The following is a 16,475-nucleotide window of genomic DNA, read 5'->3' on the forward strand; positions in this document are numbered from 1 at the left end:
TTTCCTTAAATTTTAGCCGACGCTGTGTTCAAGACTTATGGCGAGAAGTTTTTGCGCTTCCACAGCAAATTCCAGCGGCAGCTCAGAGAACACGTCTTTACAGAAGCCATTGACGATCATTGAAATAGCATCTTCCTCGCTGATGCCACGTTGCAGGCAGTAGAACAACTGGTCTTCACCAATGCGCGAGGTCGTCGCTTCATGTTCAAGCTGAGCGCTGTTGTTTCGGCACTCAACATACGGGAAGGTATGTGCCCCACAGTCCGCACCAATCAGCATTGAGTCACATTGGGTGTAGTTACGGGCGTTAGTGGCGGTTGGCATAATTTTCACTAAGCCGCGGTAGCTGTTCTGGCTATGTCCGGCGGAAATCCCTTTCGAGATAATGGTCGATTTCGTGTTCTTGCCAATGTGGATCATTTTGGTGCCGGTATCAGCCTGCTGATGACCGCTGGTCAGCGCAACGGAGTAGAATTCGCCGATCGAATTATCACCGCGCAGAATGCAGCTCGGGTATTTCCAGGTAATGGCTGAGCCGGTCTCTGACTGCGTCCATGACATTTTGCTGTTTTCGCCTTCACACAGCGCACGTTTGGTCACGAAATTCAGGATGCCGCCGGTATTGCCATCGCCGGGGAACCAGTTTTGTACCGTGGAATACTTCACCTCAGCATCTTTATGGATGATCACCTCGACCACCGCCGCATGCAGCTGGTAACTGTCACGCACCGGCGCCGAACAACCTTCGATATAGCTGACGTAACTCCCCTCATCCGCCACCAGAATCGTGCGTTCAAACTGTCCGGTTTTTTCTGCATTGATACGGAAATAGGTCGACAGTTCCATTGGGCAACGCACGCCTTTCGGCACATAAATAAACGTGCCGTCTGATGCTACCGCCGCATTCAGCGCGGCAAAGAAGTTGTCATTCCCCGGGACGACGGTACCGAGGTATTTTTTTACCAGTTCAGGATGATCGTGAATGGCCTCGCCGAACGAGCAGAAAATAATACCCTGCTCCGCCAGCTTATCGCGGTAGGTCGTTGCGACTGACACCGAATCGAAAATGGCATCCACCGCCACTTCTTTGCCTTCACGGACCGGCACGCCAAGCTGCTCGAACGCGTCTTCAACCTCTTTGCTTAAAAACGCATTCGCGCCCGTTTGTTGCACCGCTCCCGGCTCAGAGGCGCAGGTTTCATCACAGTTGCCGCAAGAAGGTGCCGAGTAATAGCTGTAATCCTGGTAGTTCAGTTTGTCATAGTGCGCTTTTAGCCAGTGTGGTTCTTCCATCGTCAGCCACGCGTTAAACGCATTCAGACGGAATTCCAGCATCCAGTCGGGTTCATTTCGTTTGGCCGAAATTGCCCGCACCACCTCTTCGTTGATCCCTTTGGCCAGCTCATCGGTTTTGAGTTGGGTAAAGAACCCCTCTTTGTAATTGAGGTGCCCGCCAGCCCAGGTGTTGACATCGTCAGTTGCTTCAGTATTACGAGACATAGTACCGCCTATACCCCAAAGCTTTCGCCACAGCCACATTCGTTCTGGGCTTTCGGGTTATGAAATTTAAATAACTGATTTAATCCTTCACGCACGAAATCGACTTCAGTTCCATCGATAAACGGCATCGCCTGTAACGGGACATAAAGTCTGGCGCCCTCTGTTTCAAATAGCAGATCGTCTTTCTCAGGTTGCCTGACGGTGTCCAGCACATAGCCGAATCCCGCGCACCCGGTTTGTTTCACGCCTAATCGCACGCCCAACATATCGGGTTGCCTTGCCACCAGTTCACGGATATGCGCCGCTGCCGCTGGCGTTAACGTGAGCCCGCGCCACGCAAAATCGTTGGGATTAAATGTTCCTGAATGCAATTCCATAGGGTTACCTCGAGTCATTAGCTTGCAAGCTATAACACCATGTTAGTGATAATGATTATCACTTCAACCCCTCAACAGCAGGGGCATTCGGGTTAACCGCCCTTTTTGACGACTTTTATTAAGCATAGACCCTGCGGCGAGGGTTAACAGGGATGGATTTTTTTGTTCAATACATTGATTAATAATAGATTATGAATATGTAATCATTCCGGCAGGTCAAATGCTAAAAGATGTATAGATAATGTCTATTTAAGGGATAGGTGGGGATGACTACGGCGGGAGTAATGCGGTTCAAAACGCATGTGGGCCATAAAAAACCCTTAAGTCTGCTTGCGTTGCTGACAGACTTAAGGGTTCCGACCCCATCCGGCGCTTATCTCCGGCACTCATAATGGCTTAGCTCTTGAAGGGGCACTAGGAAGAATCTCATACCCTGAGAAATTTTTTTTAACACAAATTGCGCTTTGACTCTTTTATAAACACGCTCAATCACATCGTTAGCGCGGTGTCTCATTCAGTGCGTCCAACAACAGTCGCAGCCCCGCTGGCTGGTGATCGCGGGAAAGATATAAACCATAAATCGGCAGGCGTTTAGGCTGTAGTTGCGGTAGAAGCCGTATTAATCTCCCCTGCGCCAGCCCTTCTCTCGCCTCCTGCTCAGGAACCAACGCAATCCCCATCCCCGCCAGAGCGGATTCACATAGCAGCGACGAGATACCAGCGCTTAAATTACCTTTAATGGCCACCGTGACGGCTTGCCCTTGCGCATCGAGAAAATGCCATGACTTTCCGGCAAATCCGCTGTAATAAAGGCAATTATGCTGCGCAAGATCGTCGACGGTTTTTGGGATGCCGTGCTGGTTAAGGTAATCCACAGAGGCACATAACACCGATTCACAATCCCCTAAGCGCCGGGCAATCGTTCCGGGTTCGGGATTTTCCGTGATGCGGATCGCCACATCGATACGCTCCCCAACCAGGCTTACCGGTTGATTGTTGATCTCAACTTCAATGCGGAGTTCAGGATAGCGAGCCAGAAACGCGGGCAGCACCGGCGCCAGAATATGTATGGCAGTAAAATGTGCGCACGCCACCCGTAGCGTACCCGATGGGGTTTGCGCGAGCCCGGCGGCACCGATATCTCGCGAAAGTTGTGCCAGGGTGCGGGTTTTCACCAATGCCTCTTCGCCGGCAGGCGTGATTGTCAACCGTCGTGATGAACGATGGATAAGCCGCGCCCCGGTCCACTTTTCCATCTCATCCAGATAGCGACTGACCATCGGTCGGGAAAGCCCCAGCGCACGCGCGGCGGCACTCAAACTGCCTAAATCACAGATGTGGTTAAAAACGGTTGCCGCCATGACTCTGTCCATTGCATCCCATCCGATCGTTTTATGAAACTCAGCATGTCCTGATATGGGAATTCTAACAGATCCGAATTTCCTTAAAATACGGGAACGATCAAAAGACAATGTCCTGCACAAGGTTCCCCGTTATGAAAATCAATACACTGGCTATGCTGTTACCCCTGTTTGCCTCTTCGGCGTTTGCCGCTCCACTACAGCTGGATGTCTATAATCCGCAGGAAAAGGCTATTTTCCCGGTCTCTTCTACGCTGGTGTCCGGCCCGAAAGAAGCCATTTTGTTTGATGCCCAATTCAGCACCCAAGACGGTGAAAAACTGGTGCAAATGATTCGCTCCAGCGGTAAGACGCTGAAAGCCATTGTGATCACGTCTGGCGATCCGGATTTCTATTTTGGCCTTGAGCCACTCGTCAAAGCCTTCCCCGGTGTCAACGTGCTGGCTACACCGCACGTGGTGGATCATATTCGTGCCACCAAAGAAGCCAAATTACAGTTCTGGGGCCCACAGATGAAAGACGGTGCCCCCACTTCGCTCACTGTACCGCAGGCCACCACGCAAACACGCTTTACGGTTGATGGCGAAACGCTGGAATTACGCCATCCTAATGACTATGCGGCGTATGTCTGGATCCCGGCGAACCGCGCCATCATTGGCGGAACCGGTATCGCTTCAGGTATTCACGTCTGGACAGCGGACACGCAGTCATCAGCAGAGCGCACGGCATGGCGTAACGTGCTGAGCGAAATGCAGCAATTACATCCCGCCCAGGTGGTTCCCGGTCATTATATTGGTGAACGCCCGGCGGGTGATAAAGCGATTCGCTTCACCCAGGATTACCTTCAGTCGTTTGAACAGGCGCTGGGCACGAAAAAAGGTTCAGCCTACGTGATAAAAACAATGACCGCCGCATGGCCGGGTCTTGCTGACGAAAGCTCTCTGGAACTGAGTGCGAAAGTGAATACCGGTGAGATGAAGTGGTAAACAAGGTTTAAGGCAAAAAATAACCCCGAACACATGTGTCGGGGTTTTTATTACGACAGGCATACCGGAATCAATGAACGCCCAGGCGCCAGGCAAAATAGATCTCTTCTTTCAGTTCAGTCGAAGAGAGCGTTAATAAATCGGCAAACTCCAGCTCTAATTGTTTCAGTCTTTTCAGGTACTGAGCCGGTGAAAGATCGGTTTTATCACGACGTAAAAATTCTATTGCCAGTTGGGCCGGGTCTAATTGGGTAGACATATCATCCTCGCTTGTGTTCAGAACCTGCACAGTATAACACCATTACCTGCGCAGATAATGACCAAACTCAACATGCATCACAAAATAGCGGTCGTCAGTCGCGAGGTGCAGCATAACCGGCCCTGCTCATCAAAGATCTCGATTTGCCACACCTGATGACGTGAACCGGTATGCACAGGGCTGCACACCCCTCTGACGAGCCCTTCACGTGCAGAACGAACGTGGTTGGCGTTAATTTCAAGGCCTACCACTTTTTGATCGCCCTGCGTACACAGATATCCAGCCACCGAGCCAATACTCTCAGCCAGCACGACAGACGCCCCGCCGTGCAGCAAACCAAAGGGTTGTTTGGTGCGATGGTCCACGGGCATTGTGGCTTCCAGAGTATTGTCGCCAATATGCACAAAACGAATATCGAGCAGCCCTACCATATTTCCTTCACCCATGGCGTTGAGCGCCTCGAGTGTGACTTCACGTTTCCAGATCATCCTATAATCTCCAGTAATGCCTGTAATGGGTGGCGAACGCCCGTGCCCTCTACGCGTTTAACCTGGCTGCGACATGAATACCCGGCGGCCAGACAACGGTTACGCGGCAATCGTTGCATTGCCTGGTGCCATGATAACTCATAGATCCCTAAAGAGTTCTGATGATTCTTCACTTCATGGCCATACGTACCCGCCATCCCGCAGCACCCCACGCTGACATTTTCCAGTTTGGCCCCAAACCGGGCAAAAATCGCGGCCCACTGCGCAGGCGCTCCCGGCAGAGCTGTCACTTCGGTGCAGTGTCCGAAGAAGTACCACGGTTCGCCACCGATAGCGACCGGCGGTTGTGACACCAGTACAGCCGATAACCACTCATTGACCAGTAAGACATGGAAATCACCGCGCTGCTCGCCGAGCGCCAGCTTGTATTCATCGCGATAACATAGCACCAGCGCCGGATCGACACCGACCATCGGGATATTCAGCTTTGCCACCCGGTTGAGGAATTCAGCGGTCTTTTTCGCCGTTTTCGCAAACCGGTTTAAAAAGCCCTTTATATGCTGCGCTTTGCCGTTAGGCGAGAATGGCAACAGCACCGGCTGTAAACCCAATTTTTCGACCAGGCGGATGAAATCAGCCACGACCTGTGCATCGTAATAGCTGGTGAAAGGGTCCTGCACCACCAGCACCGTACGGGCTTTTTGCTCCAGGCTGAGAGCTTCAAGCTGTTCCAGCGTCATATTGGCCGAACGATGCCCGACCAGTTGTCGTTGTAATGATGGCGCAGACAACAGCGGCAAATCCACCATGCCGATGTGTTTTTTCGCCAGATTACGTACCAGCGGTTGATTGATGAAAAAGTTGAACGTTTTAGGTGCGCGCGCCATTAGCGGTGCATAACTCTCAACGGTGGCGACCATGTGATCGCGAAGCGGGCGCAGATAGCGCGTGTGATACAGCTGCAGGAAGCGCGAGCGGAATTCCGGAACATCGATTTTAATCGGGCACTGCGTAGAACAGGCTTTACATGCCAAACACCCGGACATCGCCTCTTTCACTTCATGTGAGAAATCATACTCGCCCTTACGCGCATGCCAGCTGTTGCGGGTTCGGGCGATTAGCGTACGTAAACTGGCACGTTTTTCTGGCAACTCTTTTTCCAGTTTCACGGGGTCGATCCCACGATCGGCCAACAGACGCAACCATTCCCGAACCAGCGTTGCCCGCCCTTTTGGCGAGTGAATGCGATTAAGGCTAATTTTCATCGACGGACACATCGGGCTTTTCGCATCAAAGTTAAAGCATAACCCGTTGCCGTTACACTCCATTGCCCCACGCCACTCCTGGCGAACGGCCAGCGGGATCTGGCGGTCATACGTTCCGCGCTTCACCGCGTCCACTTTCATCATCGGCGCATCAACACCTTCCGGTGGACAGATTTTCCCCGGATTGAGCCGGTTTTGCGGATCAAACGCCGACTTCACTTTACGCAGTTCGCGATACAGTTCTTCGCCAAAGAATGCCGGGCTGTACTCAGCACGGAAACCTTTTCCGTGTTCGCCCCACAGCAGACCACCATATTTTGCCGTCAGCGCCACCACATCATCAGAGATGCGTTTCATCAGCACTTCTTGTTGTGGATCGCACATATCCAGCGCCGGTCTGACGTGCAGTACCCCGGCATCCACGTGACCAAACATGCCATAGCTCAGGCCATGACTGTCGAGTAGCGCACGGAACTCGGCAATATAGTCGGCCAGGTGTTCCGGCGGTACGCAGGTATCTTCGGCAAATGGAATCGGCTTCGCAGAGCCTTTGGCATTCCCCAGCAGACCAACGGCCTTTTTCCGCATGGCGTAGATGCGCTCGACGCCGGCCAGTTCGGTACACAGCTGCCAGCCAATCACACCGGCTTCCTGCCGGGTAATTAGCCCGTCCAGGCGTTCACACAGCGCACTGACCTGCGAATCAATTAATGCTTCATCATCACCCGCAAACTCGACGATATTCAGCCCGAGCATCTCTTTATTCGGGACATCGGTAATCAATTCGCTGACGGAGTGCCAGACAATATCTTCCCGCGCCAGATTAAGTACTTTGGAATCGACGGTTTCGACCGACAGCGCACGCGCCTCCACCATCACCGGCGCATTACGCAATGCAGAGTCAAACGAATCGTATTTGACGTTGACCAGCCGCCGAACTTTAGGCAGCGGCGTGATATCAAGGCGGGCTTCGGTGATAAATGCCAGCGTACCTTCAGAGCCCGTAAGGATGCGAGTTAAATCAAACTCGGTCATCTCATCATTGAAGACGTGCCGCAGGTCGTAGCCGGTTAAAAAGCGATTGAGCTTGGGGAACTTGTCAATGATCAACTGCCGATTCTCACGACACCGTTCATAAACCGTTTTATAGATACGCCCAATCGCCGTATTGTTTTTACCGAGCATTTCGGCAAATTCAACCGGCATCGGCTGGGTATCGAGAATATCCCCGCCCATCAATACCGCGCGAATACCCAGCACATGATCGGAGGTTTTACCGTAGACCAGCGAACCTTGCCCGGAAGCGTCGGTGTTGATCATTCCCCCCAACGTCGCCCGGTTACTGGTGGACAATTCAGGCGCAAAGAAATAGCCGTAGGGTTTCAGATATTGGTTAAGCTGATCTTTTATCACCCCCGCCTCGACCCGCACCCAGCCTTCCTGCACATTGATTTCGATGATGCGGCTCATGTAACGGGACATATCAACAATAATGCCCTGATTAAGCGCCTGACCGTTGGTGCCTGTGCCGCCGCCGCGTGGGGTAAAAATCAACGACGAAAAGAGCGGTTCTGACGCCAGGCGGGCGATAAGCGCCACATCAGCCGTCGAGCGAGGAAAAACCACGGCATCAGGCAGAAGCTGATAGATACTGTTATCCGTCGACATTGTCAGACGATCGGCATAGCTCGTTGCCGTATCGCCCGTGAACCCTTGCTGCTCCAGCGCCTGCAAAAAATTGAGCACCAGTTGAACGACACCTGGCGCCTGAGAAATTTGTGGAATCATTATAGTGACCCTTTCCTGCGGTCTGTGTTGTGAATTTAATCGTTTGCGTGTTGCTTTGTTTGTTGTATCACATTTTTTTCTAATACGCTCAGCAGATTTACAGGCAGAATCCGCCTGTTCAAAACCGCTGAAATTGCTCATCATTATAGAGTGTGATTAACGTGTTCACGTCGCGTCAACGTTCTGACGCAAAGACAAAGGTGAAAAGTATTTATGGTAAATTTCCGTCAGCCCAGGGATATTGCACAAGTGCTGCTATCGGTGCTGTTTTTAGCCATCATGATTGTGGCCTGTCTCTGGATTGTGCAACCCTTTATCCTCGGTTTTGCCTGGGCAGGTACGGTGGTCATTGCGACCTGGCCCATCCTGATACGTATACAAAAATTGCTGTGGGGACGTCGTTCACTGGCCGTGCTGGTGATGACCCTATTGTTAGTTCTGTTATTCATTATTCCTATCGCCCTGTTGGTCAACAGCATCGTTGATGGCAGTGGTCCTTTGATCCATGCCGTTACCGCCGGCGATATGACGCTGCCGGATCTGGCGTGGTTAAACAGTATTCCGCTGGTGGGTGCCAAACTCTATGGCGCATGGCACAGCCTGTTGGATATGGGCGGTTCGGCTATCATGGCTAAGGTTCGTCCCTATATCGGTACCACAACCACCTGGTTTGTTGGTCAGGCCGCGCATATTGGCCGCTTTATGATGCACTGTGGCTTGATGTTGCTATTCAGCGCCCTGCTGTACTGGCGCGGTGAGCAGGTGGCGCTAGGTATTCGCCACTTCGCCTGCCGTCTTGCATCGAAACGCGGAGACGCTGCAATCCTGTTGGCAGCACAAGCCATTCGTGCGGTTGCATTAGGCGTGGTCGTCACCGCGCTGGTGCAGGCCGTCCTCGGCGGTATTGGTCTGGCGGTAACGGGGGTACCTTACGCGACGCTACTGGCGGTGTTGATGATCCTCTCCTGTCTGGTGCAACTGGGGCCTTTACCGGTGCTGATTCCAGCCATTATCTGGCTTTACTGGACCGGTGATTCTACCTGGGGCACGGTGCTGTTGGTATGGAGTGGCGTGGTCGGAACACTGGATAACGTTATTCGTCCCATGCTGATTCGTATGGGGGCTGATTTGCCGCTGATCCTTATTCTCTCCGGGGTTATCGGTGGGTTAATTGCATTCGGGATGATTGGTCTGTTTATCGGCCCAGTGGTACTGGCTGTTTCATGGCGCCTGTTCTCCGCATGGGTCAACGAAGCCCCGGCACCGGGCACCGACCCGGATCAAATCCTCGAAGAAATCGCTGAAATCGAAAGCAATAAGTAATACAGCATCAGGCGGCAACACTGCCGCCTGATTGTTTAATATCGCTGATAAACACATCACCGCTCCCCGAACCAAACCCAACGCCAGCCCTGTGGGAGTACTCATTTATGTCGCAAATTCTTTACAGTTTTTAAACTATTGAGATGAATCTGATCGACGTGAAAAACCCGCATGCCTACTATTACCCCAAGGCTTTAGATCAACACATTGATTTATAAGCATGGAAATCCCCTGAGTGAAACAACGAATTGCTGTGTGTAGTCTTTGCCCATCTCCCACGATGGGCTTTTTTTTATCCTGCACTCCACGTCCCCTAACGACCTACATCACATCAGCTCGCCAATTGTTTTATTTCACTCTCACGCCAAATGCACCGACTTCACAGATTAATAACAAATAATATTGCACAAGATACTGTGACTCTCTTCAAGCCGAAATATCCACAATAATGCTATTACTATTCCACCGTCTTTTATGAAGTGATGAAATAATGAACGCACTAGAATTGCAGGCTATCCGCCATATTTTTGCTATGACGGTGGAAGAATGCGCCACGTATATCGCGCGTGATGGCGACATTGTCGCCTGGCAACAATGGGAGCGCGGGGAAAAAGAAATCCCGGAAAACATCGTGCGCATTTGTGCAGAAATGAAAGCAAAGAGAAAGTTAAGAATTAACGCGATCATTGAAAAAATAAATAATCGTATCGGTAATAACACGATGCGTTTTTTCCCCGATCTGGTTTCTTTTCAGGCAGTTTATAACCACGACAATTTTCTCGACTGGAAAATCTACCAATCTGCGGCAGTGGAACTCTATGCACACAGCCTTGAGCGTTTGTGTTAGTCGGTCATAACGTCACCACTACGTTGCAACACGGGCACCCGACATTATGCCCTCGCTCACGCGCAGTCTGCATACTATTTGGGCTAATACCCCCTACGCGACACAGAACACAACATCCATTTAGCCTCTTCGCTGAGTAATACATTATGAAAAACACCTATTTCTCCACTGCGATAGGGCTGTACCTTAATTACCTGGTACACGGTATGGGGGTCATTCTGATGTCCCTCAATATGTCCTCACTTGAGCAGCAGTGGCAAACCAATGCAGCGGGGGTCTCGATTGTCATCTCCTCTCTTGGTATCGGTCGGTTAAGCGTCTTATTAGTTGCAGGCATGCTCTCCGATCGCTATGGCCGCAGACCGTTTATCATTTTTGGCATGATCTGCTACCTGGTCTTCTTTTTTGGCATCATCAATACTCACAGCATTGTGATTGCCTACGCTTTTGGTTTTTTAGCGGGAATGGCAAACAGTTTTCTTGATGCCGGAACCTACCCCAGCCTGATGGAAGCCTTCCCCCGCTCGCCCAGCACCGCCAATATCCTGATTAAAGCCTTTGTCTCCAGCGGCCAGTTTCTGTTGCCGATGGTTATCAGCCTGCTGGTATGGGCTGAACTCTGGTTTGGCTGGTCCTTCTTGCTGGCGGCGGGAATTATGGCGCTCAACGGCATATTTTTGTTTCGCTGCCGCTTCCCTGCACATCCGGGCCCGCAGCATTCCATCACGCCATCATCCGCATTACAGGAACCTGTTCAGCCGGAGCATCGTTGTTCCCTTCTTGATCTGGGGAGTTACACCCTGTATGGCTATATCTCGATGGCCACATTTTATCTGGTTAGCCAGTGGCTGGCACAGTATGGTCAGTTTGTCGCCGGTATGCCGTATACGTTATCTATCAAGCTGTTAAGTATTTACACCTGCGGTTCGCTGCTGTGCGTATTCATTACTGCTCCTCTGGCGAGAAAAGCGGGTCGTGCAACGTCTCTGTTGATGCTGTACACCTTTATCTCCTTTGTCGCGCTGCTGGCGGTTTGCCTGCATCCAACGACCTGGGTCGTGATTACATTCGCCTTTGTCATCGGGTTCTCTTCAGCCGGGGGCGTCGTGCAAATCGGTCTAACGCTAATGGCCGCTCGCTTTCCGCAGGCGAAAGGTAAAGCTACCGGTATTTACTACAGCGCGGGCAGTATCGCGACCTTCACGATCCCACTGATTACCGCCAGACTCTCCGAAACCAGCATTGCGCACATCATGTGGTTTGATGCAGGCATTGCTGCGCTCGGTTTCCTGTTGGCACTGTTTATAGGTTATCGCAGCCGGCTTGCAGCAAAGCGTCAGTTAAACATGGCGCCACTCGCCCAATAACGCGGGTGCAATATTATTCCCCTCTGCTGCAAAATAATTGGACGTATTTTTAAAACAACGGCAAAACGTCGGTCTGACGAATTAGGTTTCACAGTTTGATATGCAATATACCTGGTAACTTAAACGCCATGCTATGTAGGTACAATAACTACTGCCCGGTATATTAATCACAAGGTCGCCGAAATTTACACTACACCGACGAGCACAGAATAATTTTAAAATCCGCAAGGAGTTGTGAAAAAATGTCTCAGAAAAAGACCTTTAACACGCCATTTCTTCTGGCGATAACCTGTATTTATTTCAGTTATTTTTTACACGGTATTAGCGTCATCACCCTGGCGCAAAACATGACCTCCCTGGCTGAAAAGTTTTCAACCGATAATGCAGGGATTGCCTATCTAATTTCCGGTATTGGTCTTGGTCGACTGGTCAGTATTTTATTCTTTGGCGTTCTCTCAGATAAGTTCGGTCGCCGGGCTATCATTCTGTTAGGCGTTATTCTATATATGCTGTTCTTCTTCGGTATTCCCGCCAGCCCCAATCTGATGATTGCCTTTATTCTGGCTGTATGCGTTGGCGTAGCGAATTCGGCGCTGGATACCGGCGGCTATCCGGCGTTAATGGAATGTTTCCCCAAAGCATCCGGCTCGGCGGTTATTCTGGTTAAAGCCATGGTGTCGTTTGGCCAGATGATTTACCCCATCGTCGTCAGCACCATGCTGCTCAACCATGTCTGGTACGGCTATGCGGTCATCATCCCGGGTGTACTGTTCGTGGTCATCACCCTGATGCTGTTAAAAAGTCGCTTTCCCAGCCAGATGGTGGACGCGGGCCTCGCCAAAGATCTGCCACAGATGAACAGTAAACCCCTGGTCTGGCTGGAAGGCGTCGCTTCCGTGCTATTTGGGGTTGCCGCATTCTCAACCTTTTATGTCATCGTGGTCTGGATGCCGAAATATGCCATGGCATTTGCTGGCATGGCAGAAACTGACGCACTAAAAACCATCTCTTACTACAGCATGGGATCGCTGGTCTGCGTATTCATCTTTGCTGCCCTCCTGAAGAAAATGGTTCGCCCCATTTGGGCTAACGTTTTTAACGCTGGTCTGGCAAGCATTACCGCTGCGGTCATTTATTTGTATCCCTCTCCGCTGGTTTGTAACGCAGGATCGTTTCTGATTGGCTTCTCTGCTGCTGGCGGTATTTTACAGCTCGGTGTCTCGGTGATGTCGGAGTTTTTCCCGAAGAGCAAAGCCAAAGTCACCAGTGTTTATATGATGATGGGTGGTGTAGCCAACTTTATTATCCCACTGATCACCGGATACCTTTCTAACATCGGCCTGCAATACATCATCTTGCTGGACCTTGCATTTGCTCTGCTGGCATTCATCACCGCCATCATCGTCTTTATTCGCTATTACCGCGTATTTGATATCCCCAAAAATGATGTGCGGTTGGGCGAGCGTTATTTTCAATAAATTGTTTAGAAGGAGTATCAAATGGACGTAACTGCAAAATATGAACTGATTGGTCTGATGGCCTACCCTATCAGACACAGTCTGTCCCCTGAAATGCAAAATAAAGCGTTAGAAAAAGCGGGCCTGCCTTTTACCTACATGGCATTTGAAGTCGATAACTCAACATTTGCTAATGCAATTGCCGGTTTAAAAGCGTTAAAAATGCGTGGCACCGGGGTTTCCATGCCCAATAAGCAGCTGGCCTGTGAATATGTTGATGAATTAACGCCTGCCGCCAAACTGGTTGGCGCAATCAACACCATCGTTAATGATGATGGCTACCTGCGGGGTTACAACACCGACGGCACCGGTCATATTCGCGCGATTAAAGAAAGCGGCTTCGATATTAAAGGTAAAACCATGGTACTGTTGGGCGCGGGCGGCGCGTCTACAGCCATTGGCGCTCAGGCAGCCATTGAAGGCATCAAAGAAATTAAGATCTTTAACCGTAAAGATGAGTTCTTTGAAAAGGCGCAGGCATTCGCCAAACGTGTTAATGAAAACACTGACTGCGTTGTCACCGTGATCGACCTTGCCGATCGCCAGGCTTTTGCCGAAGCCCTCGCCAGCGCGGATATTTTGACCAACGGCACGAAAGTCGGCATGAAACCGCTGGATAACGAATCTATCGTGACCGACGTTTCCCTGCTGCGCCCGGAACTGCTGGTGACCGAATGTGTGTATAACCCGCATATGACCAGGTTATTGCAACAGGCACAACAAGCCGGTTGCAAAACGATTGATGGTTACGGCATGTTGTTGTGGCAAGGGGCTGAGCAGTTCAAGCTCTGGACCGGGAAAGATTTCCCGCTGGAGTATGTCAAACAGGTTATGGGTTTTGCAGCCTGATGGGCAGTATTTGTGAATAGTTAAAGGGTAATCAATGAAAACCGTAACCGTAAGAAACCTCGTGATTGGCGAGGGTGCGCCGAAGATCATTGTCTCGCTGATGGGTAAAGACATCACAACGGTAAAAAGCGAAGCACTGGCCTATCGCGAAGCGGATTTCGACATCCTGGAATGGCGTGTTGACCATTTCGCCGATGTCGCTTCCATTGACGCAGTGCTGGAAGCCGCACGTGCAATCCGTGATGTGATGGCGGATAAACCGTTGCTGTTCACCTTCCGTAGCGCACAGGAAGGGGGTGAGCAGGCACTGTCCGTCGAAAACTATATTGCGTTAAACCGCGCAGCAGTGGACAGCGGTCTGGTGGATATGATCGACCTGGAGCTTTTCACCGGTGATGAGCTGGTTAAAGCCACCGTCGAGCATGCGCACGCGAAAAATGTCTTCGTTATTATGTCGAACCATGATTTTCACAAGACACCTGCGGCCGATGATATTGTCCAGCGACTGCGTAAAATGCAGGAACTTGGTGCAGATATTCCCAAAATCGCGTTGATGCCGCAAAGTAAAGCGGATGTGCTGACATTGCTTAGCGCAACGCTGGAGATGCAGGAACGCTACGCCGACCGCCCAATTATTACCATGTCAATGGCGAAAACCGGTGTGATCTCACGACTGTCCGGCGAAGTCTTCGGCTCAGCGGCGACGTTTGGCGCGGTGAAAAAAGCCTCGGCCCCAGGACAAATTTCCGTAACCGATCTACGCACCGTTCTGACAATATTACACCAGGCTTAATGGTTAAATATTTTTAAATTGCAATAAATAACGCCATGCCCCAGATATTCGTTTCACCACGAATATCTGGCAGACGATTAAATATTTTGAAATAACGTAAAACTATTATCGAATATAGCGATAGGTATTCGCACGAATATAACCTGGAGTTTATATGAAACTTTCAAGACCAACACGTTTAAATGGTCGGGTACCGGTATTATCTGCAGCTGACGCAATTGATTACATTCCGGATGAAGCCACCCTCTGCGTATTAGGCGCTGGCGGTGGGATACTTGAAGCCACAACATTAATTAATGCACTGGCCGAGAAATATAAAAATAGCCAATCCCCGCGTAATTTGTCGCTAATTAGCCCGACAGGACTGGGCGACCGCGCAGACCGGGGAATTAGTCCACTGGCTCAGGAAGGTTTAGTTAAATGGGCGTTGTGCGGCCACTGGGGACAATCCCCACGTATCTCTGACCTCGCGGAACAAAATAAAATTGCCGCCTACAACTATCCGCAAGGCGTATTAACACAAACCCTGCGTGCCTCTGCGGCCCATCAGCCAGGTATTTTGAGTGATATCGGTATTGGCACGTTTGTCGATCCCCGCCAACAAGGTGGCAAACTCAATGAAGTGACCACCGAAGATCTGATCAAACTGGTAGAAATTGATAGCAAAGAGTATCTCTACTACAAAGCCATTGCGCCGAATATCGCCTTTATTCGCGCCACCACCTGTGACAGCGAAGGCTACGCCACCTTTGAAGACGAAGTGATGTATCTCGATGCGCTGGTCATCGCGCAGGCCGTGCATAACAACGGCGGCATCGTCATGATGCAGGTACAAAAAATGGTGAAGAAAGCCACACTGCACCCTAAAGCCGTGCGGATCCCTGGCTATCTGGTGGATATCGTCGTTATCGATCCTGAACAGACTCAGCTGTATGGCGGAGCACCGGTTAACCGCTTTATTTCAGGCGATTTTATCCTTGATGACAGCCTGCAAACTGCCCTGCCACTTAACCAACGTAAACTGGTAGCCCGACGTGCGCTGTTCGAAATGCGGAAAGGTGCAGTGGGTAACGTTGGCGTAGGAATTGCCGATGGTATTGGTCTCGTTGCGCGGGAAGAAGGCTGCGCCGATGACTTCATACTGACGGTTGAAACCGGGCCAATCGGCGGAATTACCTCGCAGGGCATCGCTTTTGGGGCCAACGTCAATACCCGCGCTATTCTGGATATGACCTCCCAGTTTGACTTCTACCACGGTGGCGGTCTGGATGTGTGCTATTTAAGTTTCGCCGAAGTCGATCAGCACGGCAACGTCGGTGTGCATAAATTCAATGGCAAGATCATGGGCACTGGCGGTTTTATTGATATCAGCGCCACCTCGAAGAAAATTATTTTCTGCGGCACCCTGACGGCCGGAAGTCTGAAAACGGATGTTGCCGACGGCAAATTGAATATCGTGCAGGAAGGTCGGGTGAAGAAATTCGTTAGCGAATTACCAGAAATCACCTTCAGTGGAAAAATTGCCCTCGAACGTGGACTGGATGTGCGTTACATCACCGAGCGCGCCGTATTTACGTTAAAAGAAGATGGCCTCCATTTAGTGGAAATTGCCCCAGGTGTTTCTTTACAGGAAGACATTCTGGACAAAATGGATTTCGCTCCCGTTATTTCTCCAGACCTGAAACTGATGGACGAAAGATTATTTATCGATACCACGATGGGTTTTGTTTTACCCGACGCCGCCAATTAAAAGGA

The 16,475-nt window shown here is 50.7% G+C and carries 14 protein-coding genes and 1 other RNA gene; 9 read left to right on the plus strand and 6 right to left on the minus strand.

Annotation, left to right across the window (positions count from 1 at the left end):
* Positions 1-12: 12 nt before the first annotated feature.
* From sufB to FDX19_RS15080, 3 genes are all read right to left on the minus strand, one after another.
* The gene (gene sufB / locus FDX19_RS15070) at positions 13-1,500 is read right to left on the minus strand and encodes a Fe-S cluster assembly protein SufB (RefSeq protein ID WP_061067803.1); all 1,488 of its coding nucleotides are present in this window, start codon (positions 1,498-1,500) and stop codon (positions 13-15) included.
* An 8-nt stretch (positions 1,501-1,508) separates the two neighbouring features.
* On the minus strand, positions 1,509-1,877 hold the full coding sequence (sufA, locus tag FDX19_RS15075) for a Fe-S cluster assembly scaffold SufA (RefSeq protein WP_137383330.1): 369 nt from the start codon (positions 1,875-1,877) through the stop codon (positions 1,509-1,511).
* Between the two features lie 497 nt (positions 1,878-2,374).
* Positions 2,375-3,250, minus strand: coding sequence for a LysR family transcriptional regulator (locus FDX19_RS15080; RefSeq protein WP_137383331.1), 876 nt, complete (start codon positions 3,248-3,250; stop codon positions 2,375-2,377).
* A gap of 122 nt (positions 3,251-3,372) precedes the next feature.
* On the opposite strand from FDX19_RS15080, the gene FDX19_RS15085 reads away from it, so the two are divergent.
* The gene (locus tag FDX19_RS15085) at positions 3,373-4,224 is read left to right on the plus strand and encodes a Vmh family MBL fold metallo-hydrolase (RefSeq protein ID WP_137383332.1); all 852 of its coding nucleotides are present in this window, start codon (positions 3,373-3,375) and stop codon (positions 4,222-4,224) included.
* Positions 4,225-4,294: 70 nt separating this feature from the next.
* On the opposite strand, the gene FDX19_RS15090 is transcribed toward FDX19_RS15085, so the two are convergent.
* From FDX19_RS15090 to FDX19_RS15100, 3 genes are all read right to left on the minus strand, one after another.
* Positions 4,295-4,483 (minus strand): YdiH family protein, encoded by a 189-nt coding sequence (locus FDX19_RS15090; RefSeq protein WP_005120249.1) that lies wholly within the window; start codon positions 4,481-4,483, stop codon positions 4,295-4,297.
* A gap of 77 nt (positions 4,484-4,560) precedes the next feature.
* Positions 4,561-4,971: a 1,4-dihydroxy-2-naphthoyl-CoA hydrolase gene (gene menI, locus FDX19_RS15095; RefSeq protein ID WP_137383333.1), complete on the minus strand. Its 411-nt coding sequence runs from the start codon at positions 4,969-4,971 to the stop codon at positions 4,561-4,563.
* Complete coding sequence (locus FDX19_RS15100) at positions 4,968-8,024, minus strand: FAD-binding and (Fe-S)-binding domain-containing protein (RefSeq protein ID WP_137383334.1); 3,057 nt, start codon at positions 8,022-8,024, stop codon at positions 4,968-4,970. The genes menI and FDX19_RS15100 overlap by 4 nt, the downstream gene beginning before the upstream one ends.
* A 213-nt stretch (positions 8,025-8,237) precedes the next feature.
* Here FDX19_RS15100 and ydiK point away from each other — a divergent pair, with 213 nt between their 5' ends.
* The 8 genes from ydiK to FDX19_RS15140 all read left to right on the plus strand — a co-directional run bounded on the left by ydiK (position 8,238) and on the right by FDX19_RS15140 (position 16,470).
* Entirely contained in the window at positions 8,238-9,347 is a 1,110-nt protein-coding gene (gene ydiK / locus FDX19_RS15105; RefSeq protein ID WP_137383335.1) for an AI-2E family transporter YdiK, read from the plus strand.
* Between the two features lie 188 nt (positions 9,348-9,535).
* An RNA gene (rprA, locus tag FDX19_RS15110) (antisense sRNA RprA) lies at positions 9,536-9,643 on the plus strand.
* Between the two features lie 194 nt (positions 9,644-9,837).
* On the plus strand, positions 9,838-10,194 hold the full coding sequence (locus FDX19_RS15115) for a YdiL family protein (RefSeq protein ID WP_137383336.1): 357 nt from the start codon (positions 9,838-9,840) through the stop codon (positions 10,192-10,194).
* A 146-nt stretch (positions 10,195-10,340) separates the two neighbouring features.
* Positions 10,341-11,561 carry an MFS transporter gene (locus FDX19_RS15120; protein WP_137383337.1) on the plus strand — a complete coding sequence of 407 codons (1,221 nt, stop codon included), beginning with the start codon at positions 10,341-10,343 and terminating at the stop codon, positions 11,559-11,561.
* A 242-nt stretch (positions 11,562-11,803) separates the two neighbouring features.
* Positions 11,804-13,039 carry an MFS transporter gene (locus tag FDX19_RS15125; RefSeq protein ID WP_137383338.1) on the plus strand — a complete coding sequence of 412 codons (1,236 nt, stop codon included), beginning with the start codon at positions 11,804-11,806 and terminating at the stop codon, positions 13,037-13,039.
* Between the two features lie 21 nt (positions 13,040-13,060).
* A complete protein-coding gene (gene ydiB, locus FDX19_RS15130) occupies positions 13,061-13,927 on the plus strand; it encodes a quinate/shikimate dehydrogenase (RefSeq protein WP_137383339.1) in 867 nt (288 codons plus the stop codon).
* A 34-nt stretch (positions 13,928-13,961) separates the two neighbouring features.
* On the plus strand, positions 13,962-14,720 hold the full coding sequence (gene aroD / locus FDX19_RS15135; protein WP_137383340.1) for a type I 3-dehydroquinate dehydratase: 759 nt from the start codon (positions 13,962-13,964) through the stop codon (positions 14,718-14,720).
* A gap of 154 nt (positions 14,721-14,874) precedes the next feature.
* Positions 14,875-16,470, plus strand: a complete 1,596-nt coding sequence (locus tag FDX19_RS15140) for an acyl CoA:acetate/3-ketoacid CoA transferase (protein ID WP_137383341.1) — start codon at positions 14,875-14,877, stop codon at positions 16,468-16,470.
* Positions 16,471-16,475 lie beyond the last annotated feature (5 nt).

Origin of the sequence: Citrobacter sp. wls619 (assembly GCF_005281345.1) — a bacterium.
Lineage (GTDB): Bacteria > Pseudomonadota > Gammaproteobacteria > Enterobacterales > Enterobacteriaceae > Citrobacter.